At 42.0% G+C, this 22,561-nt stretch carries 14 protein-coding genes; 6 read left to right on the top strand and 8 right to left on the bottom strand.

Annotated elements, in window-relative coordinates; all coding sequences use genetic code 11:
* The first annotated feature begins 73 nt into the window (after positions 1-73).
* A complete protein-coding gene (asnS, locus tag OQ267_RS09350) occupies positions 74-1,522 on the top strand; it encodes an asparagine--tRNA ligase (protein ID WP_088302288.1) in 1,449 nt (482 codons plus the stop codon).
* Positions 1,523-2,420: 898 nt separating this feature from the next.
* On the opposite strand, the gene OQ267_RS09345 is transcribed toward asnS, so the two are convergent.
* Both OQ267_RS09345 and OQ267_RS09340 read right to left on the bottom strand, forming a co-directional pair.
* A complete protein-coding gene (locus OQ267_RS09345; RefSeq protein WP_265835673.1) occupies positions 2,421-2,615 on the bottom strand; it encodes a hypothetical protein in 195 nt (64 codons plus the stop codon).
* Between the two features lie 168 nt (positions 2,616-2,783).
* Entirely contained in the window at positions 2,784-4,445 is a 1,662-nt protein-coding gene (locus OQ267_RS09340; RefSeq protein WP_088302287.1) for an FMN-binding glutamate synthase family protein, read from the bottom strand.
* Between the two features lie 83 nt (positions 4,446-4,528).
* Here OQ267_RS09340 and OQ267_RS09335 point away from each other — a divergent pair, with 83 nt between their 5' ends.
* From OQ267_RS09335 to nhaA, 4 genes are all read left to right on the top strand, one after another.
* A complete protein-coding gene (locus OQ267_RS09335; RefSeq protein ID WP_088302286.1) occupies positions 4,529-5,149 on the top strand; it encodes an L-threonylcarbamoyladenylate synthase in 621 nt (206 codons plus the stop codon).
* A gap of 163 nt (positions 5,150-5,312) precedes the next feature.
* Positions 5,313-11,591: a lamin tail domain-containing protein gene (locus tag OQ267_RS09330; protein WP_265835672.1), complete on the top strand. Its 6,279-nt coding sequence runs from the start codon at positions 5,313-5,315 to the stop codon at positions 11,589-11,591.
* Positions 11,592-11,599: 8 nt separating this feature from the next.
* Positions 11,600-12,520, top strand: coding sequence for a type IX secretion system membrane protein PorP/SprF (locus OQ267_RS09325; RefSeq protein ID WP_265835671.1), 921 nt, complete (start codon positions 11,600-11,602; stop codon positions 12,518-12,520).
* Positions 12,521-14,286: 1,766 nt separating this feature from the next.
* Positions 14,287-15,441, top strand: a complete 1,155-nt coding sequence (gene nhaA / locus OQ267_RS09320) for a Na+/H+ antiporter NhaA (protein WP_265835670.1) — start codon at positions 14,287-14,289, stop codon at positions 15,439-15,441.
* A 611-nt stretch (positions 15,442-16,052) separates the two neighbouring features.
* Here nhaA and OQ267_RS09315 read toward each other — a convergent pair.
* Positions 16,053-17,342: a hypothetical protein gene (locus OQ267_RS09315; protein ID WP_265835669.1), complete on the bottom strand. Its 1,290-nt coding sequence runs from the start codon at positions 17,340-17,342 to the stop codon at positions 16,053-16,055.
* Positions 17,343-17,663: 321 nt separating this feature from the next.
* Between OQ267_RS09315 and OQ267_RS09310 the strand changes: the two genes are divergently transcribed.
* Complete coding sequence (locus OQ267_RS09310; RefSeq protein WP_265835668.1) at positions 17,664-17,906, top strand: helix-turn-helix domain-containing protein; 243 nt, start codon at positions 17,664-17,666, stop codon at positions 17,904-17,906.
* 327 nt (positions 17,907-18,233) lie between these two features.
* Here OQ267_RS09310 and OQ267_RS09305 read toward each other — a convergent pair whose 3' ends face one another.
* The 5 genes from OQ267_RS09305 to OQ267_RS09285 form a co-directional block, all read right to left on the bottom strand.
* The gene (locus OQ267_RS09305) at positions 18,234-18,911 is read right to left on the bottom strand and encodes a hypothetical protein (RefSeq protein ID WP_265835667.1); all 678 of its coding nucleotides are present in this window, start codon (positions 18,909-18,911) and stop codon (positions 18,234-18,236) included.
* A 409-nt stretch (positions 18,912-19,320) separates the two neighbouring features.
* Positions 19,321-20,565: a Shedu immune nuclease family protein gene (locus tag OQ267_RS09300; protein WP_265835666.1), complete on the bottom strand. Its 1,245-nt coding sequence runs from the start codon at positions 20,563-20,565 to the stop codon at positions 19,321-19,323.
* Positions 20,566-20,585: 20 nt separating this feature from the next.
* Positions 20,586-21,218 carry a hypothetical protein gene (locus OQ267_RS09295; RefSeq protein WP_265835665.1) on the bottom strand — a complete coding sequence of 211 codons (633 nt, stop codon included), beginning with the start codon at positions 21,216-21,218 and terminating at the stop codon, positions 20,586-20,588.
* The gene (locus tag OQ267_RS09290) at positions 21,219-21,395 is read right to left on the bottom strand and encodes a hypothetical protein (protein WP_265835664.1); all 177 of its coding nucleotides are present in this window, start codon (positions 21,393-21,395) and stop codon (positions 21,219-21,221) included.
* A 499-nt stretch (positions 21,396-21,894) separates the two neighbouring features.
* Entirely contained in the window at positions 21,895-22,533 is a 639-nt protein-coding gene (locus OQ267_RS09285; RefSeq protein WP_265835663.1) for a hypothetical protein, read from the bottom strand.
* Positions 22,534-22,561 lie beyond the last annotated feature (28 nt).

The raw sequence follows: 22,561 nt of genomic DNA, 5'->3' as shown, positions 1-22,561 counted from the left end.
CTGAAAATTGGAAACCGCCAACAGGCAATAGATATACTTTTTTTTCTAAATTTGCGCCTTTAGAAATAACAAGATGATTAAGAGACAGCAAATTAAAGATTTATTAAAATCAACTGCATTTGGCACTGAAGTAACGGTTATGGGATGGGTAAGAACTTTCCGCAATAATCAGTTTATCGCTTTAAATGACGGAAGTTGCATGGGCAATATCCAGGTCGTGATTGATTTTAATAATTTACCTGATGAGCTGTTGAAAAGAATCACCACCGGTGCGGCCATTTCCGCTACCGGAAATTTAGTAGAATCACTGGGTAAAGGTCAGTCAGTAGAAATTAAAGCCACTACCGTATCGATTTTAGGCGACAGTGATCCTGAAAAATTTCCTCTACAACCTAAGAAGCACAGCTTAGAGTTTTTACGTGAAATAGCCCACCTGCGTTTCCGTACCAATACCTTCAACGCGGTTTTCAAGGTTCGTCATGCGCTGGCTTTTGCCATTCACCAGTTTTATAATGAGCGGGGTTTTGTATACATGCATACACCTGTAATTACGGCCAGTGATGCGGAAGGCGCTGGTGAAATGTTTAAAGTGACCACTTTAGATTTCGACAATACGCCACGTACGGAAGATGGCAAAGTAGATTTCTCGCAGGATTTTTTCGCCCGGGCAACCAACCTGACCGTCTCCGGACAACTGGAAGGTGAACTGGCGGCCATGGCTTTTGGAAAGATTTATACTTTCGGACCCACATTCCGGGCAGAAAACTCCAATACCACCCGTCACTTAGCGGAATTCTGGATGGTTGAACCGGAATTTGCTTTTGCCGACCTGGAAGACAACATGCAGCTGGCAGAAGACATGATGAAGTATGTGATTAAATATGCTTTAGATCACTGCAAGGAAGAACTGGAATTTTTAAATACCCGCCTGGCAGAGGAAGATAAACAGAAACCGCAAAACGAGCGCAGCGAGTTTACTTTATTAGAGAAATTAGATTTCTGTCTGGCAAATGATTTTGAGCGTTTAACCTATACCGAAGCGATCAAGATTTTAAAATCATCCAAACCAAATCAGAAAAAACAATTCAAATACCTGATTGACGAATGGGGGGCAGATTTACAGAGCGAGCATGAGCGTTTCCTGGTTGAAAAGCACTTTAAAAAACCAGTAATATTAACAGATTACCCAGCTGATATTAAATCATTCTATATGCGCCAGAATGAACCGGATGCCGAAGGCAGACAAACCGTAGCCGCAATGGACATCCTGTTCCCTGGAATTGGCGAAATGATTGGTGGTTCGCAACGTGAAGAACGCCTGGATCGTTTAACCAAAAGGATGGAAGATCTGAATATCCCTCAGGACGAGCTATGGTGGTATCTGGATACCCGCCGTTTCGGCACCGCACCACACTCGGGTTTTGGACTGGGTTTCGAACGTTTAGTTTTGTTCGTTACCGGCATGACCAATATCCGTGATGTCATTGCCTTCCCTAGGTTCCCGAAAAACGCAGAGTTTTAGGGTTTAGGGTTTAGGAAAAAAAATTGTTAAATTAAAAGTGTCAGTTTTTAAAAAACTGACACTTTTTTTGTGATGAGTAGCCTAAGATGAGTAATTCCAGGGATTAACATAGAGAAAAAAGGCTATTTCAGCCGACGAAGCCATCTATTTAGCGAATTAGATTGCTTCACCCTAACGCTGAACCCGCCCTTCAGTTCGCAATGACGTTAACACTTTATCGGTTGGTGTCTCATCAACCGAAACAATTATAGCTGTTCCAGAAGAGATTGCTTCACCCTAACGCTGAACCCGCCCTTCAGTTCGCAATGACATCAACACTTTACCTATCGGTTGGTGTCTCACCAACTAAAACAATTATATCTGTTCCAGGAGAGATTGCTTCACCCTAACGCTGAGCCTTGCCCTTCAGTTCGCAATGACGTTAACACTTTTACCTATCGGTTGGTGTCTCACTAACCGAAACAATTATAGCTGTTCCGGGAGACATTGCTTCACTCTAACACTGAGCCCTGCCCTTCAGTTCGCAATGACATCAACACTTTACCTATCGGTTGGTGTCTCAACAACCGAAACAATTATAGCTGTTCCAGGAGATTGCTTTACCCTAACGCTGAACCCGCCCTTCAGTTCGCAATGACGTCAACACTTTACCTATCGGTTGGTGTCTCAACAACCAAAACAACTATATCTGTTCCGGGAGAGATTGCTTCACTCTAACACTGAGCCCGCCCTTCAGTTTGCAATGACGTTAACACTTTTACCTATCGGTTGGTGTCTCACCAATCGAAACAATTATAGCTGTTCCGGGAGAGATTGCTTCACCCTAAAGCTGAACCCTTCCATTCAGTTCGCAATGACGTCAACACTTTATCGGTTGGTGTCTCACCAACCGAAACAACTATCTTCCATCATCATGCATGGTATCGCTGTAAGGATTGGCATGCGCATAATCTACTGCTGAAACCTTATAATCTGTGGGAGCAAAACTCTGGGCGGTACTGAGTGCCATCCCCAGCTCAAAACGGGTTGGATAAGGCGTTTGCAATAAACTTCCTGCAGGGATATAAGGAAAACTCTCCAGGTAACTCTGCATCACACTGGAACTTACGCGGCGATTTACCTATCGGTTGGTGTCTCACCAACCGAAACAATTATATCTGTTCCAGGAGAGATTGCTTCACCCTAACGCTGAGCCCGCCCTTCAGTTCGCAATGACGTTAACACTTTTATCTATCGGTTGGTGTCTCACCAACCGAAACAACTATCTTCCATCATCATGCATGGTATCGCTGTAAGGATTGGCATGCGCATAATCTACTGCTGAAACCTTATAATCTGTGGGGGCAAAACTCTGAGCGGTACTGAGTGCCATCCCCAGCTCAAAACGGGTTGGATAAGGCGTTTGCAATAAACTTCCTGCCGGGATATAAGGAAAACTCTCCAGATAACTCTGCATCACACTGGAACTTACGCGGCGATTAATATAAGCACGGCTTAACTGATGTGGCTCACGTAAACCCGCAGCACCCAATAATTCAACCGCACTGGCCACGGTAAGGTTGTGGAAATTTTTCACCCGAACTGTTTTATCCTCTACCACCAGGCCTTTCATCAGGCTCTGATCCTGCGTGGCTACGCCTGTTGGACAGGTATTGCTGTTGCACTCCAATGCCTGTATACAACCTAAAGCGAACATCATTCCCCGGGCTGCATTACATAAATCTGCACCTAAAGCGATATTCTTAACCAAATCAAATCCTGTTGCCACCTTACCCGAAGCAATAATTTTAATGTGTTTTTTTAGATCAAAACCATTCAGTACGTCATAAACAAAGGCAACGCCTTCACGCAAAGGCATCCCAACAGAGTTGGAAAACTCCTGAGGTGCAGCACCGGTGCCGCCCTCGCCCCCATCTACGGTAATAAAATCAGGATAAATGCCGGTTTCAATCATGGCTTTGCAAATGGCATAAAATTCGCTTTTACGGCCGATACAAAGTTTAAAACCGACCGGCTTTCCGCCCGATAAATCCCGAAGTTTCTGCACAAACTCCAGCAGGCCTATTGGTGTATTAAAAGCCGAATGCGCTGGCGGCGACAATACATCCTTGCCCTCCGGTACCAAACGGATCCGTGCTACCTCAGCCGTTACCTTTTTCGCCGGCAACATCCCGCCGTGACCTGGCTTGGCGCCCTGGGAAAGTTTAATTTCAATCATTTTTACCTGGTCTGCATGGGCACGCTCTGCATAGGCATCATAATTAAAGCTGCCGTCAGCATTCCGGCAACCAAAATAACCGGTCCCGATCTGCCAGATTAAATCGCCTCCCGGCTTACGATGATAGTCACTGATGCCACCCTCACCGGTATTATGGGCAAAGTTTCCCATTTTGGCACCACCATTTAAGGCCAGAATGGCATTCTGACTTAAAGAGCCAAAACTCATGGCTGAAATATTATATATACTGGCAGAATATGGCTTTTTACAATCCGGTCCGCCGATAAGCACCCTGGGATCTAAATTTAATTCATGATGAGAAATGGCTGCGATGCTGTGGCTTAACCATTCATAACCATTTTCATACACGTTCAACTGCGTACCAAAGGGAATGGTATCATTATCTGTTTTGGCCCTTTGATAAATTAATGAACGGTTCAGCCGGTTATATGGCGTTCCATTGGTATCGCTTTCCACAAAATACTGGTAAACTTTTGGCCTTAACTCTTCCATGAAATACCGCAAGCGACCGAAAACAGGATAATTTCTGACGATACTGTGCTTAGGCTGATACAAATCGTAAACGCCTAAAAGAACGAAAGGGCCTGTAAACAGGAATGTCCACCACAAAAACGGATGGTACAAGCCCAGCATGATGGTGAGGGCAACTAAAAATGCGGCAATCGCGACGAATGCTTTTCTCATAATGATAGATTAGCGTATGTTTTGTTCATACAAAGATTAAGATTATTAAACAACCAACACCATTAAATTGTTATTTTTACGCTATGCTTATTAAAATCTATCCTGAAAACCCAAATGAAAAAGCCATCCAGCAGGTGGTTGAAGTGTTAAAGAAAGGCGGCTTGATTATTTACCCTACGGATACCATTTATGGTTTGGGCTGCGACATCACCAATCCAAAAGCCATTGAAAAGATTGCCCGCCTGCGGGGAATTAAACCCGAAAAGGCAAACTTCTCGTTTATCTGTCATGATTTAAAGCATATTTCTGACTATATCAAACCCATAGACAATACTGAGTTCAGGGTATTAAAAAAGGCCTTGCCAGGTCCCTTTACCTTCATTTTTAATGCGAACAACAATGTACCCAAACTACTTAGTTCCAACAAAAAAACTGTAGGTATCCGTGTTCCGGATAATAATATTGCCAGGGCGATAGTAAAGGAATTGGGGAACCCCATCCTGTCTACCTCCATCAAAGATGATGATGACGTTATTGAATATTCTACCGACCCGGAATTGATTCATGAAAAATATGAGCACCTGGTTGATCTTGTGATTGATGGTGGTTATGGAGACAATGAAGCTTCTACCGTAGTAGACTGCACAAACGGGGAGTTTGAAGTAATTCGTGAAGGTAAAGGCGATATTGAGGAGTTTTTATAGTTTTTGAAGGCTCAAGTGAGCAGATATGAATTGAACGAAACGTTGATGATACGGAAAAATTATCTTCCTTAAAATTTATTTTTCCACAATCGTACTATTTAACATTAAGTTAATCTGATTATAAGGCTTTTGCATATACATTTGTTTTAAACCAACAAACTATATGAAAAGACTTTTACTCGTCTCTTTTTTTCTCGTTTGCCAATTTGCAAAAGCGCAAACACCAGTGCCAATGGCAAGTCAGCCGGGCAATACCTACACTGAAAATTTCTCATCCATTGCAAGCTGGACAAATGGTTTTGGCAGCGGAACGGTTGCTTCGGCCTTTAAGGCTGTTCCGGTTAATCCCTCAGGTACTATTCCCGATGGTGTAAGAACCACTGCCTCTTCTGCCACCTTTACCACCGGATCAAGCGGGGGCGTGCAAAAGGGGACGCAAAATATTCAACTCCTTAGCACTGGAGCTACAGATAATACTTCTGCTACTGCCATTGATTTCCTGGTTAATTTTTCAGGAGTTAATGCGGGGAATTTAAGTTTTAAATGGGAGCAGGTCAGTAACTCAACAGGAAACCGCAATGGTTCTTTAAGGATATATACCTCAACAGATGGAACAAACTTTACCGAATTAACAGCTGCACAGGTTTTAAATTTCACCAACAATGTGGCCAGCTCCGGAAATGTAAATGTAATCCTTCCGGCAACATTGAATAATGCCTCCAGCGTCACGTTCAGATTTTATTACCACAATGGTTCAGGCGGAACTACCGGCTCAAGACCGAAAATTTCGATTGACGACCTCACTGTTACAGCGACCACAGCATTGGTACCATCCCTGTCCGCCAGTAAATCAACCCTCGATTTTGGAACGCAGCTAATCAACAGTACACCTGCCGAGCAAAATTATAGCTTAAGTTCAGCTAACCTTAACGGAAGCAATGTTACTTTAACTACTGCTGCACCTTATGCTCTATCCAAAACATCAGGAACGGGATTCAGCACTTCATTAACGTATAACAACAATGAACTATCTGCCGGCAGCAACACGGTATATGTGCGCTTTACACCTGTAACTGCAGGTACTTCAGCAGGCAGCATCACAACAGCGGGTGGCGGGGTGGCCAATCCGCCGGTGGTATCATTAACCGGCGTGGGGCAATCTGCAACCTTAACCGTTGATCAAACCGCACTGGATTTTGGAACCGTGACTACAGGCACCAATTCAACAGCTCAAACCTATACTTTAAGTGCCAGCGGATTAACCGATGCCGTTAACCTGACTTCAGTTGCCCCTTTTTATATTTCTAAAGATAATGTAACATACAGCACTTCAATTACCTACACCGCTACGGAACTGGCATCAGCGAAAACCGTCTATGCCTGCTTCTCGCCAACGGCTGCAACCAGTTCTACGGAGCGCATCAGCATAGCCAGCACAGGTGCCACCACACAAAATATTACAGTAAGCGGAATTGGTGCTGCACCACCGGTAGCGGCTACGCATGTGGTGATTTCAGAAGTTTATGGCGGAGGCGGAAATTCAGGTGCCACTTATAAAAATGATTTTATTGAATTATACAATCCGGGTAATGCGGCTGTAGATTTAACCGGATGGAGCGTACAATATGGCGCGGCAACCGGCACATCCTGGCAGGTTACGCCCTTAACGGGCAGCATTCCTGCAAAAGGATTCTTTTTAATCCAGGAAGCTGCCGGCAGCGGCGGAACACAAAACCTCCCGGCACCGGATGTAACTGGAACCATTAATATGGCAGGTACCGCGTTTAAAATCGTGCTCAGCAATAGCATTACAGCTTTAAGTGGTGCCAATCCTGCTGGTGCAGCCATCGTTGACAAAGTAGGCGTTGGTCCTACCGCGAATGGCTTTGAAGGAAGCGGTGCCGCGGCCGTACTAACCAGTTCTACATCAGCCGAACGGAAGGCTACAGCAAGCTCAACCGTGGCAAGCCTTTCTGCCGGCGGGTCTGAGGAATTTGAAGGAAACGGTTACGATACGAACAACAATAACACCGATTTTGTAAGTAATGCTCCTAATCCTCAAAACAGCAGCATAAAAGAACCAACCGGTGCCAGTCATGTGGTGATCTCTGAAATTTACGGCGGTGGCGGCAATTCGGGCTCGACATACAAGAATGATTTTATAGAATTGTATAACCCGACATCTTCCGCCGTAAGCCTCAATGGCTGGTCAGTACAATATGCCAGTGCTACAGGAACATCCTGGCAGGTTACAACCCTTTCCGGAAGTATTGCACCCAAAGGCTTTTACCTCATCCAGCAGGCAGCAGGTACAGGCGGTACCACGAATTTGCCTACGCCCGACCGGATCGGTACAATTAATATGGCTGGTGCGGCAGGAAAAGTTTTGTTAAGCAATGCAGCCACCGCACAAACCGGCGCCACCCCTACCGGTGCATCAATAATAGATTTTGTAGGCTTTGGTACTGCCAATGGCTTTGAAGGTACTGGTCCTGCCGCTGCTCCTTCCAGTACTTTTTCCATTGAACGCAAAGCATCTGCCACTTCTGATGTCACTACACTGGGCACGGGCGGAACAGAAGAGTTTTCAGGAAATGGCTTTGACAGTGACGACAATGCATTTGACTTTTTGGCCAAAGCAGTAAATCCTCAAAACACGACGGTCAGCGAACCTGTTTCTACCACAGGTCCTTACCTTTCTGTTAGCCCCAAAGGCCTGACCTTTACCAATCAGGCCATCAATACCACATCTGCGGCGCAACGTTATGTATTATCAGCAGGAAATTTAACCGGAGCCACTACCTTAACCACAACGGCACCTTATTCCCTTTCAAAAGATAACATAAACTTCTCTGCTACGATCAGTTACAGTGCGACAGATTTAACCGGCAATCAAACGGTATATGTAAGGTTCAGTCCAACGACTGTTGGCAACGCAACAGGTGCTGTTTTACATGCCAGTGCCGGTGCACCTTCCATTTCCCTTTCTTTAAGCGGAGCCGCTATTGATCCCAATCAAACGGTATTCAATTTTGAAAACTGCACCACGGCAGGCAGCCCGGCCTTAGCTGACGGCTTTTACCAGTACAGTGTAGCCGGACCGCAAACGTGGGGTTGTACCACCAGTTTTGGTCATGATGCCAATGATGCTGCCGGTACGGCAAGCGCAGGAAATGCCCTGCAAATCAACGGTTATTCTGGTGGAAATATTTTAAACGAAGATTGGCTGATCTCTCCTGCGCTAAATTTATCCTCCATGAACTATGCCGTACTTTCCTTCTGGACCAGATCTGCATTTGCAGGTGACAAGCTCCAGTTGAAAGTTTCAACCGATTATACCGGCAGTGGTAATCCGGCACTGGCTACCTGGGTGAACCTGGATGGTAAATTCCCGGAAAGTGGTTCAGATGTATGGACAAAATCCGGCAATATTGATTTAACAGCATATAAAGCCACCCCGGTTTATGTGGCCATTGTTTACAACTCGAGTACAACAGCGGCCAGTCGGTGGACGGTAGATGATTTCGCCGTATTAAATTCTGCAACACTACCTCCGGTAGACATTAGCACATCTACCACCGGTGTCAATTTTGGTTATCAGGCAAACGGTACCACTTCGGCAGAAAAGTCTTTTTCTTTCTCTGCAGGTAACCTTACGGGAGATGTAACGGTTACTGCGCCAGCAAATTTTACCATTTCCAGCACCAGTGGCGGCACATTTGGAACAAGCCTGAATTACACCAGGGCCGCCATTAACAATACTTCGCCAACCATTTATGCCAAATTTTCACCAACAGCTGTAAATACCACCTATGCTGCAGATGTCAGTATTGCCACCGCCGGTTCGGCCAATAAAAAGGTGAATTTATCGGGAAATACCTTTGATGCAGCCAATACTTTAGAAGTGGTCAACTGGAACATAGAATGGTTTGGCAGTCCTGCGCAGGACCCGTCAAACGATGTACAACAGGCTGCAAATGTTAAAACCATCGTCAATAATATCAATGCCGATGTATACGGTTTTGCGGAAGTGGTAGACACGACCTTATTCAGAAACACCGTTCTGCCTGCCGGATATAATGTCATCTTCAGTTCATTCGGATCTTATGCCGATAATAAAGCAGATGCAAATTATCCGCTGGCACAAAAACTGGCTTTTATGTACCGGACGGATTTGCTGAAACCCATCAGAACCTTTGGTATACTGGAAGATACTTATAATCCGGCTGTAGCCGCAACAAGTGCTGATGGAACACCATATAAAAACTGGTCATCCGGCCGGTTTCCTTTTGCCATGGAGGCGGAAGTAAGCATCAACGGGAAGAAAGAAAGCCTGTATTTTATTGAAATTCATGCAAAGGCCAACACCGGAACAACAGCCGATCAGATTGATGCCTATAACAGAAGAAAGGGTGGCAATAAGCAACTTAAAGATTGGATTGATGCTAATCTTGCAGGTAAAAAGGTGATCATCCTTGGCGATTTTAATGATGTGCTTAATCCGGATAAAACCATTGCACCTATGCCCGCCGGAACGGGAACATCCTATGTTGATTTCACCCAGGATGCCGCCAATTATTTCCCGATTACACTTCCTTTAAGTCTGGCCGGTAAACAATCTACCGCCGGCTTTAACACCGTAATTGACAATGTCATTTTAACCAAAAGTTTAAATCTGAATTATATTCAGGGTACTGCAGAAGTGTTAGATGCCGTAAAAACGCTGGTCACCAATTACAGTTCAACCACAACCGATCATTATCCCATCAAATCAAGATATTTATTTGGAAATGGGGCACCAACGGTTGATGCTGTGGCCAATCAGGCCGTTTGTTATGCTCCGGCAAACCAAACCATTGCCGTAACCGGCATTTCTGCAGGTCCTGAAGCGGCACAAACCACTACCCTCTCCGTTACATCTGATCAGGCGAATGTATTTGAAGTTTTATCCATCGCGGCAAACGGCGCAGATCAAGGAACCATCACTTACCGGTTAAAAAATAATACAGCAGCTGAGGCCAATATTACCGTAACTGTTACGGATAACGGAGGAACTGATTTCGGAGGTGTAAATCAAATCAGCAAAACTTTCAAATTAACCGCTACCCCCGCTGCTACAGGAACCATTACCGGCACTACGGCGGTTTGTTTAAATGGTGATGCACCTGCCATCACTTTTACAGGGGCAAACGGAACAGCACCATATACTTTTACGTACAACATAAATGGCGGAACAAGCCAAATGGTTACCACGGCAGGAACAAGCAATTCCGTTACCGTAAATGCTCCTGCTAACCTTGCCGGAACGTTTACCTATAACCTGTTAAATGTGAAGGATGCAAATTGCGGCCAGGCGCAAACAGGTACGGCAACAGTAACTGTCAGAACGCTGGCAACGGCAGGCATATCCGGTTCAACGGCAATTCCGCAAAACAGCACCGCACCAGTCATTACTTTTACCGGCGCAAACGGAACGGCTCCTTACACATTTACATATACGATCAATGGAGGCACGAACAGAACAGTAACGTCAACAGGAAATACGGCTACCATTGCAGTGCCTACGGCTGCAGCAGGTACCTTTGTGTACAATCTGGTCAGCGTGGCTGATGTAAACTGCGGGCAGCCACAATCAGGTACGGCAACGGTATTGGTTCGTCCACTTCCGGTAGCAAACCTCAGCGGAACTACTGCCGTTTGTCATTTCAGCACATCCCCGGTGGTGACTTTTACGGGTTCAGGCGGAACAGCACCATATACGTTTACTTATACGGTAAATGGTGGCAGCAACAGAACCGTTACCGCAAATGAGGCTACGGCTACTGTAAATGTACCAACCAGCAGTACAGGCACATTTATATATGCCCTGGTGAGTGTGGCGGATGCTTATGCCACCCAACTGCAAACCGGAAATGTAAGTGTTGTTGTCAATCCGCTCCCGGTCATTACGATCAGCAGCAACAAAGGCTTTTCGATTTCAAAAGGCGATGATATTATTTTAACGGCCAGCGGTGGTTCGCAATACAGCTGGACTGGTGCCGAAATCAGCAGTGGCCGGAATGCAGCATCCGTAACCATCAGACCAAAACAAAGCGGAACTTACCAGGTTACCGTAACCAATGCAAATGGCTGCACAGCTGAGCAAAGCATTTCAATTACAGTGATAGATGATTACAAACTGGAAGCCAGCACAGTCGTTACGCCAAATGGAGATGGTTATAACGACCGGTTTATCGTTAAAAACATCGATTACTATCCCAAAAATACCCTGAAGATTTTTGATAAGGCAGGCCGGGTGTTATACACCAGGCAAGCTTATGCCAATGATTGGGATGGAACCGTAAACGGAAGTCCCCTTGCTGAAGGAACCTATTACTACATCATCGATTTAGGAACAGGCATCCGCACATTTAAAGGTTATATCAATATCATCAGAGACTAATTACAGACATGAAAGCAATTACACAACACCTCAGGCAGATCAGTCGGTTAACGTTTCTATCTGCCGCGGGCATTTTATTTTACCATACCGCCAGTGCACAAATTCTTCCCTTAAATGCCCAGTATTTCCAGAACAAATACCTGGTGAATCCATCAATGGCGGGGATTAACGAAGGCTTTAACATCAATGGCAGCTTCCGTAAACAATGGTCAAACATTCCCGGTGCCCCCATTACCCAAAGTGTAACTTTAGATCAGCAGGTAAATAAGGTTGGCTGGGGCGTGAATATTTATAATGAAAAATCAGGTGGCATCCAACGGACCAAAGCTGTTGGAACTTTTGCCTACCATTTACCCTTAAGTGATAACGACCAGCAATTAAATTTCGGGGTATCATTTGGTGCCAGTCAGGATAAACTGGATTTAAGCAGCGTGCGGAACAGCGACATCAATGATCCTGCCATTGCCCGTTTCAATGATCGCGGTTATGAATTAGATGGCGATTTTGGTGTTTCCTACACCTCAAAAAGCCTGACCATAGAAGGTGCCCTTCCAAATATGCGTTCGGTATTTAGAAATGATGATTTAAATTATGCCAACAAGCCTACCTTTTATTCGGCTGTTGGCTATAAATTTAACTTTGGCAGTGGCATCAACGCCATCGGCCTGCAGCCGAAAGGCGTTTTCAGGGGCATTAAAAATTACAAAAATTTATGGGATGCCGGTGTCAATGCCAATTTTGCCAATGATAAATTGTATGTCATGGCGATGTACCACAACACTAAAAATGCCACAGTTGGTTTCGGCATGAATTATAAATCAACGCTATATTTCATGGCCTATTACAACACCGCAACTTCAGCCATCAGCGGTTATACCAATGGTGATTTTGAAGTGAATATCCGGGTAAATATTGGCAAGAAGCCATAATGCGCCAGGCTGCATAGATTCTGAAACAAGTTCAGAATGACGACCGAATAAAGCCGCAGATCTAAGTATCTGTGGCTTTTTGTTTTATATCAATACGACAATGCAACCCCTATCCGCACCTTTCTCACCATAACCAATTATCTGCATCCCGCTATAGCCACCATGCTATCTACACCCCGCTACCGGCCTGGGAGATGATGGAAGGAGAAGCCGTTGAAATTTTTGCACCTCCGTTCAAATGACCCCACTGCCCAAGGTAGCGCATACGGCTCCCTCGAAATTAATCTTTATGACCAAACAAAATCGAGTCCTTGTGCTACCGCCATTAAAATTTCGACGCACTAATCCGACATCAGGTCCAAGCCTTGATTGTTTGCTTCTTTGTTATCAAGAACAAAGAAGAAGAGGCCACGGCGGCCAGCCGAGGCAAGCCAGAGCTTAGGGCAAACTTCTTAGATGATGAGTAAACACGAACAAATGAGAAGCATTAACAAATCCTCCGTACTTAAGTATGAAAGATTGCTTCGCCGGCTGAAAAAGCCGCCTCGCAATGACGATTTAACGAATCATCTGCATCCCGCTATATCCATCACGCTATCTGCACCCTGCTACCGGCCTGGGAGATTTTCGTAGGAAAAAGCACGAAAATCTATGCACTTCCCCTCATTACCCCACATCCCAAGGCAGAATCAAGCTTGTGCGCTGGGATAAGAAAGGGTAAAAGCCTAGAGGCTGCCGCAATCAAGATTTTCGTAGCTTTTTACAAGAAAGGATCCAAGCCTTGGGTTTTTGTTTCTTTTTCATCAAGGAAAAAGTAAAAGCCCCTCGGTGGCTAACCTAGGCAAGCCAGAGCATGGGGCAAACTTCTTAGATGATGAGTAAACACGAACAAATGAGAAGCACTCACAAATCCTTCGTACTTAAGTATGAAAGATTGCTTCGCCGGCTGAAAAAGCCGTCTCGCAATGACGATTTAACGAATCATCCGCATCCCGCTATAGCCATCACGCTATCTGCACCCCGCTACCGGCCTGGGAGATGATGGAAGGAGAAGCCGTTGAAATTTTTGCACCTCCGTTCAAATAACCCCACTGCCCAAGGTAGCGCACACGGCTCCCTCGAAATTAATCTTTATGACAAAACAAAATCGAGTCCTTGTGCTACCGCCATTAAAATTTCGACGCGCTAATCCAACATCAGGTCCAAGCCTTGATTGTTTGCTTCTTTGTTATCAAGAACAAAGAAGAAGAGGCCCTCTGTGGCTAACCGAGGCAAGCCAGAGCAAAGGGCAAACTTCTTAGGTAACGAGTAAACACTAACAAATCCTTCGACTTCAGTATGAAAGATTGCTTCGCCGGCTGAAAAAGCCGCCTCGCAATGACGATTTAACTAATCATCCGCATCCCGCTATAGCCATCACGCTATCTGCACCCTGCTATCCGCCTGGGACATGATGGCAGGAGAAGCCGTTGAAATTTTTGCACCTCCATTCAAATGACCCCACTGCCCAAGGTAGCGCACACGGCTCCCTCGAAATTAATCTTTATGACAAAACAATATCGAGTCCTTGTGCTACCGCTTTTAAAATTTCGACGCGCTAATCCAACATCAGGTCCAAGCCTTGATTGTTTGCTTCTTTGTTATCAAGAACAAAGAAGAAGAGCCCCTCGGTGGCTAACCGAGGCAAGCCAGAGCTTAGGGCAAAATAGAAAAGGACAGCAGCTTAGCAAACACTTTACTATTATTATTTCACTATTTTTACCCCTATGGAAAAACTCATCAACTTCCAGGCATTTCAGCGTTTCTTCCGCTCCGGACAAGTAGGTGGTTATTTATTGCTGATCTGCGTCGCCATCTCCTTACTCCTCGCCAATACCGCCTCAAAAGAAAATTTGGAAAGCTTTTTAGCCACCACAATCGGTTTTGGTGCTGTCAACTACAGCATCCTCGCCTGGATTAACGATGCCTTAATGGCCATCTTCTTTTTACTGGTTGGTTTAGAAATCAAACGCGAACTGCTGGAAGGCGAACTTTCTTCAGTGAAAAGTGCAGCATTACCCGTCATTGCTGCCTTAGGCGGCATGCTGGTTCCCGCACTGATTTATACCATCTTTAACACAGGTACCGAAACTGCCGGTGGCTGGGGCATCCCCATGGCAACCGACATTGCCTTTGCCCTTGCCATTATCGCGATGCTTGGTAAAAGCGTACCCGCCAGTTTAAAAATATTCCTGGCGGCCTTAGCCATTGTGGATGATCTCGGTGCCATCCTGGTCATCGCCATCTTTTACACCAATCAAATCCATTTTGAATACCTCGCCATGGCGGGTGGCGTTTTAATTCTACTCAGTTTAATGAATTATTTCGGCGTGAAGAATCTTTTCTTTTATTTAATCCCAGGGATATTTCTCTGGTATTTCATCCACCACTCCGGCATCCACGCCACCATTGCAGGGGTATTACTGGCTTTTACCATCCCCACTAACGAAACGGATAATGAATCGCCTTTGGAGAAACTGGAACATGCTTTAACCGTTCCTGTAAATTACCTCATCATGCCCATTTTCGCCCTGGCGAATACCAATATCACGTTCCGGAAAGAAATGCTGACCGGACTGGTTTCGCCCCTTGGTCTGGGCATTATCGTCGGTTTATTTATTGGCAAAACCATTGGTGTCACCTTTTTCAGCTGGCTGGCCGTGAAACTGAAATGGGCCGGTTTACCTACAGGCGCCGGCTGGAAACACCTCTTAGGTTTGGGTATGCTCGCCGGAATCGGTTTTACGATGTCGATCTTTATTGCCCTGCTGTCTTTTAGCAATGCGCTGCAGGTTTCAGAGGCGAAGTTTGCGATATTAACGGCTTCGGTTTTATCAGGTGTGGTAGGATTTGTGTTCTTGAAATCGGTGAAGAAGGTTTAAAAGCATGTTTAATAGCAAAGCAGTTCGTAAAGAACGAGAAGTGTAAAGCTTAATCTTTCCATCATTTCGACTGAAGTTTAACCACGGAGAATACAAAGTAAAACACAGAGGGCCACAGAGCCCCTATCCGCCTATCGGCACCTTTCCCCTGAAAGGGAAAGGACTAAAAAACAAATTACCGCACCCTGCAATATGCTCCATGCGATCTGCATCATGCTATCCGGCCTCGCAGATTTTCGCCGGAAAAAGCACGGAAAGCTTTGCAGTTCCCCTCATACCCCACAGCACAAGGCAGGATCAAAGCGAGAGCGGTGGAATAAAGCAAGGGCTAAGAGCCTCGATGCTGCCGCAAATAAGATTTCCTTAGCTTTTTACAAGAATTGCGCAGCAATCTTTTATACCTATAAAAACAATATGACCACATAAAAAACGGATGCAAGCCTTGATCTTTTGTTACTTTTGGATCAAGCCAAAAGTAAGAGCCCCCTCGGCGGCGGTGGACCTGTACCGATTTTTCATCGGTAGCCGAGGCAAGCCCGAGCGAAAGGCAAAAACCTCCCCCAGCCCCTCTTGCAGGAGGGGAGCTCCCATCCATAGTTATAAAACAAAAATTACCCCCTCTTCACCTCATACCACCTTTCCACCCCCTCTACAAACCCCTCAAAAAATTCCCTATAATACCCTTTAATCACCTGCACCTTAAAATTTACTTTACTAAAAAACCAAACCAGTTTATAATCCATTTCGGCCTCTAGCAAATACCATAAATACGGTTTACCCCTATCGCAAACCAAAAACAGCCCAGGCTGATCCGTATTCAGATGCAGCAATTTCCCTTTCACCTTAATCTTCAGTTCCAGTTCATAATAATCGCCCTCGTCTTTTAATACGAAACTTAAAACAGGTACCTCCATCGAAAATTCAACCAGTTTCATATCCCGCATTACAGGTTTGCCGGTAACATTGCGCATGCCATAGGTGTAAAAGTAGTGTGTAAAACGCTGTTGCATCAATAGCGGCAAAGCCTTGTTCCATAACTTTAAAAGCGCCAGCTGGTTAGCCTCATTAAGTGTATGGGTTTCGGCTACCTTTTCGGGCAGGTGGGCATTAGCGTTAAAGCGTATGGCAGCGATCTCTTTCATGGCTAAACAAATGCTGTTCAACTCCTCCTGTTGTGGCGAGAGGCTTATGCCATCCACATCATGCGGATTCAACACGAAACGTTTAAAAGATTTAACCGTTTTAAGGTAAGCCGTGGCCGCGAAAACATAAGGAATTAAAAAAGGATAATGGTTGCTGTGAAAATTCTGCAGATCGGTATTGGCGAAACAATAACCAATGCTAACCGGTGCCAAACGCGCCGCAGTATGTTTACTCAATAATCTTTCACGCGGTACTACCACACGTTCCGTAACCTCCGGCAAATCATCACCAGGCCTGAACAAACCGCTAAACTTTTTCTTCAAGGTAATGGTGAAACCGCCAGGTTTCTTCACAACATCAACATAGCCCGACCGCCTGTTGCCCAAAGCAAAACATGCCGGCCAGTAATATTGCTGAAAATCGCAGTAACCACTCCGCATCATGGCCCGTAAAGTAAGGTAAACGTAACGCCCAAGGTACGTTTCATCCGTATCCACACTACAGCTCACCAGCAGGCAATCGTATGCTACCACGATATAAACCCTTGCTTCTTCCCCTCCCAATTTAACATTAATGGTTAACAAACCCTGATCAAAAGAAAGCGATGTGATGGCCAGGGGCCCAGGCTTTTCACCTACACTAAACATGCAATGCGACTCCAGCACCGCTAACCTTAATACCCTGCTCCCCTTTTCAAAAGGCAGTTGATAAAACCGCGAAAGCGGTTTCCCTGCAATGGTAATGGATTTAGCTTTCATACTCGTATGGTTTTACGAGTCTTGTTGGGCAGAACAGCCCCAAACAATAAATGTGGGACTGCTTACCATGATTACACTAAAGTTTCTGACGCCTTACGTTAACATGGATTTACAGCAGCCCCACATCTATTTCGATGTACAAATATATACATCTACACATAGATATGGGCATTAATCTGCTGTCTTGTGTTAACGGCGTCAGATTTTGTAATCACAAGACTTTTATTAATACCTATTTTAACTATACCAAATATAAAAAATAATTATTTTGTATGCAAATAATCCCACAAATAACTTATATAGTTTTTTTTTATTTGTTAGGTGGAAGAACTCAAAAAAGAAGAAATACTTAAATCATTCGGTACTCATTTGAAAAATATTAGGAATGAGAAAAAGATTAGTCTACGTGTACTTGAGCAACTTTCCAACATAGATTATAGTCAAATTCATAGAATCGAAAAAGGTGAAACAGCACCATCTCTAATTACATTACTTTATTTAGCAAAAGGTCTGGGAATTGACCCAAAGGAATTATTAGATTTTTCTAAATTAACAGAAAAATAACAAGCCATCAATATTATATCGAATACATTTCATAATACCAGTAACGCCAATTCAATATTAATTGCCAGCTCATTAAACTATCAGCCCAACTGTAGACGATTGAAAAAATTGTAAACTTGTAGGAGAGGTTATTCAAAGGCGAAAGAGAGAAACTGGAGATATTAGAGAAATATCCATAACAGTAAAAGCTCGATCATTTAATGTTATTTGGTAATCAAATTGCTTTGTAAGCTAAAAATTTCAATTAGTATATCTTAAATTTTATTTTGCTAATGCTTGCAAAGAAATCACTACATCTATTGATTTTGCAAGTGAGTTTGTATTTTATTAGATAGTTGTATAAGGAATATTTAAATAGCTGAGCTTATTAGCGATATATTTACTATTAACACATTCAAAAGTGTTATTTATAATCCCTATACAACTATTGCCAAGTAGTAGAGGGCCTCCACTGATTCCCCGAATTTTAGATCCGACAGATTTAATTGAATAAATGTTATCCATTAAATAAAAACTACCATTACTTCTATTAGTCTTATAACGCTTTTCATCAGTGATTTCAGTTTGATAAGTATTAAAATATACAGAATCCTCGCCAATCAAATCTTCGTCAAATAGATCATCAATGTCAACAATCAATCCATCAGGTGGAAGTTTATTAAATCCAGCCATAGATACTTTAGATCTAGCAGGCACTATTTCAGTCATTAAAGAAAAAAATGCTATAGATTTAATACTTATTGAACCAATATAAAGATCTTTATAACTGGTCGATGTTACTTCATCTTGGATTACGTATTCTTTATAAATTTCAGTAATTGGATACTCTATGGCTTGCCCCTCAAAAATAGCAGAAAACTTGCAGTCCTTATACTTAAAAACGTGACCAGCCGAAAGAAAGTTTCCACAATTATTTATGAAAAAACCAGTGCCCCTATCTAGTATTTTTTTTTCTTTGTCTTTTACAAGAATTGTAAAACAAGACAGTTTTAATTCATCTTTCATTTGTCGAACTTATTTTTCTATATGATAAATATTTTTCTTCTAAGGGAGATTACGCACGCCACACTATCATGAAAATAATTTCTGTATCCTACTGCAGCAATCAATTCCCAATGACAAATCTATGACGCCATATTCCTCCTATATCTATTGGTGGAATTAGTTCCAATACTTTACAATTATAACTTTCAATAACCTCTATAACTACGGTAGGAAATGCTGAAGTTATTACCAGTAAGCAAATATTTTCTATTGAACCTTTTGGTATCCTCAAACGCCTCTTGGAAATTTAATAAATTATAACTCATTATTTTTTGCTATATAATAAAACTTGACTTTCTTAATGTTCGTCATCAGATACGTTTTAGTTTTTTTAGTCATATAAACTCTGATAACTATTTTATTACAACAACTATTTACTTAAAACTTTAAGTAGTCCTTTCAGTTTCATTATAATTTCATCAAAGGTCACTATATCGACAGCCTTTTGATTCGACCTTATCAATTCGAAGCATTTTTTCTGTGGTTCAGTTAACTTTTGTTTTTGACCAATAACTAAAATACATTTAGGATCGAACATTGGATTTTTATTCCCGAAATCCTTAATGTAAACGTCTTTTTGATCCAAACACTGAGCAATACCACCAGAGAGATCATCTGACATTGCAAATACGGCCGGTTTCCTATAAACCACACTTTTTAAAAGACTTTTGTTATGCGTTTTAAATTCTAGTAAAGCGAAATTATCTTTAAATCCATTAGCGAAAAGAAAATCAACGATACGTCCATCCTTGTTACCTAAAGTTTTTCCTCCAACATATGCTTCTCTTTCATTGAGTATTACCTCATAAGGAAAAATATGCGATAATGTCCATGCATTTTTCTCAAAGAAATTTTGCCATTGCTTTTCGTTATCTTTAGTTGCAGACATTAACTTCTCGAAAGTTGCTATCGTCTCCTCTATATATATCTTATTAATCTTTTCTTTGCTATTAATGAAATTTGCAGTGCTTTGAATTAAAGTAGGAGGTATATAATCCATAACTGCAGAAAGCGCATTTAAATCATTACTATTAATTTTTTCAAAAGAATCATATTTTGATAGAAATCTTTGCAAATCACCAGCAGGAATATACCGTTGAGCAATTGAAAGCCTATTATTAATCCTAAATAGATGTTTATTAATTAAGAATGTTTTTTCTTTGTCATAGCTATTTTTTTCTTTCCCTATATCACTTAAAATGATCTTAACATCAGTCCAGTTTAAATCAATATGATCAGGTCGAAAACTATTTTCAATATTAATGCCAATTGTAAAGTCTCGCACATCCTTAAACTTGCTGTACAAAACATTAAAAAAGGCTTTTGTACGTAACTTTCTTAACCCGTACTTGTTTTCAGTTTTAAAATCATCAGGTATATTATTGATAGTTTCCCATCCTAAAAATTCAATACTATTAATTCTTTTTGATTTTACAGAACCATCAGATATATCTATAGAATAAGGATAAAAAATAAATCTTTTTTCTTCCAACCAAAATTCCTTCGTCTTAAAAATAGGTACTCCTTTATCATTACAATAATAATATACCTCATGCATGCCATCACTAGCAATTATGGTTTCTGAATTTGGTTGATATTCTTTCTCATTTTTCATTTCGAATAAATTAGTAATATTTATAATTTAAAAATCCGATCCACTTCTCCTAGAACAATTCTAGCTTCTTTAAAAGCTTCCTCTATTTCAATATCATCAAATACGTTCAATTCGAACTGACAGCTGCTAACATTGAAAATACCTATCTCCACTTTATCCACCTCACATTCGTAATACTTTTCGGCAAGGTATTTTTGAAGTATTGGATATTTTAATTCATTCTGCCAATCCCTTGGTGATTCTTCTATTGAAAAAACCATATTACGAGTATCACTGGAACTTAAAATTGGAGAATTACCTCCCAATGAAACATCTGAGAGTAATTTCAAGTTTATTCTAGTAAAAAAATTATCCAAACCAAATCCATTTTTCATCATATAATCACTATAATTGGAAAAGGCCTCACAATATTTCTCGGCACGTTTATTATTTACCGAGTTCCCGACAAACTGAAGCTTATAGGCATCCTGCAATTGCGTATGAAATTTGTCTTTATTCTCGTTATCATTATGAAACTTACCAATAAAGCTTTTAAATATACCGCTAAAAGACCCATTATTGCCAAAGCCTTTTGTAGCCTCACTTAAGCTTTTTGCGAATGCTTGTGGATTTTGTCTTGCTTGCTCAAGTTTTGCAATACTAATATTCAACATCTATTTCTTCTCCTTTCTAACACCCTTAAAAGGTGTTCCATCTTTTTTCACATCCATAAACCTACCATTTTCAGTATCTCGTTTAACCCATTGTTCTGTTGTTGGATTAAAAATTTGGGAGCGATCTTTTACTGCTCCATGTCGGCGGTTGTCGCCTGGTTTTCCATTTGTAGCCATGCTAAAAAATTTAATAATAGGAATGATTGCCCAATTACTTGAGCAGTTTAATTATTTCCAGAAGCTTTGTATGGCCGGTATCTCCAAGCAATAGGAGAAAAAGAAGATGAACTTTATAGTGTACAAAAGCATAATAGTTTTACTTTTGCACCATTCTAAATAACGATGCTACCTCATGTTCGTTTCTAATTCCCTTAGTTGCGAATAATAAATTTTATTGGGCTCAGGATATGTCGTAGTTTCCTGAGCCTTTTTATTTCTATTAAACCCACCAGTATTTCGTCTGACTTCTAATACAAACTTAATTAAAATCGAAATTCAATTTCGATGCAAGTTCTTAACAATCAAACCATTTAGTCGATAATTTAGTCAGCCAACAGTCAGAACTGGAACACAAAAAATTTAACTTACTGAAAATGAACCATTAACAAATAAAACCGAGTGTTAATAAGTCCTAACATTTATCTTATAAATAACTTAAATCTAAGCACTTAAAATACTATTCAACTCTTATAGCTTCAGTAGTTTTAGTTAGAAATGATGGCAAACCTTTACTACTATAATCGTATTCAAAATTCTTGCTCATTTTATCGTTAGAAATGCTCCAGCCATAATTAGATACAAGATCTAAAGCATCCTCTGTAGTAATATCCTTTTTTTGAAATTCATGCGATATCTTTTCGAATTCCCAACTACCATAGCTTCTCGGGATAGTACAGATGTCTAACGTTTTACCTCTATACCTTAAAACAGAAACATAAAAAATGATACCACCTACCTCTGGTTTGTCTTTTAAATTTGCGCCATCATCTTCCCTGTTTATAAAATTTAAAGTGGTTAAAGCTATCTTTTGTCCTTTCTCTTTAATATAGGCTGGTTTAGCACCAGCGCCATCATTTACATCTACAGCCGCAAACTTTAAAGTAGTAAAAGCAATTTCATCACTTTTTGAAGCAGAACTATTACCGGAACTATATGATGAGGTACTTCCAGAACCTGCAGTATAACCTCTTACATGTGGGCGCACATAGGTACCATCTTTTCTGGTATACCCCCTAACACTTGTAGATCTTCGTTGTGCCAAAACTGGCATAACTAACAGGCAAATTTGTAATAATAATAAAATTGTTTTTTTCATATAATGGAGTTTTTTCATTCTACGAAAG

Source organism: Pedobacter sp. MR22-3, assembly GCF_026240075.1.
Taxonomy (GTDB): Bacteria; Bacteroidota; Bacteroidia; order Sphingobacteriales; family Sphingobacteriaceae; genus Pedobacter.
This window is presented reverse-complemented; position numbering and strand designations above follow the sequence as displayed.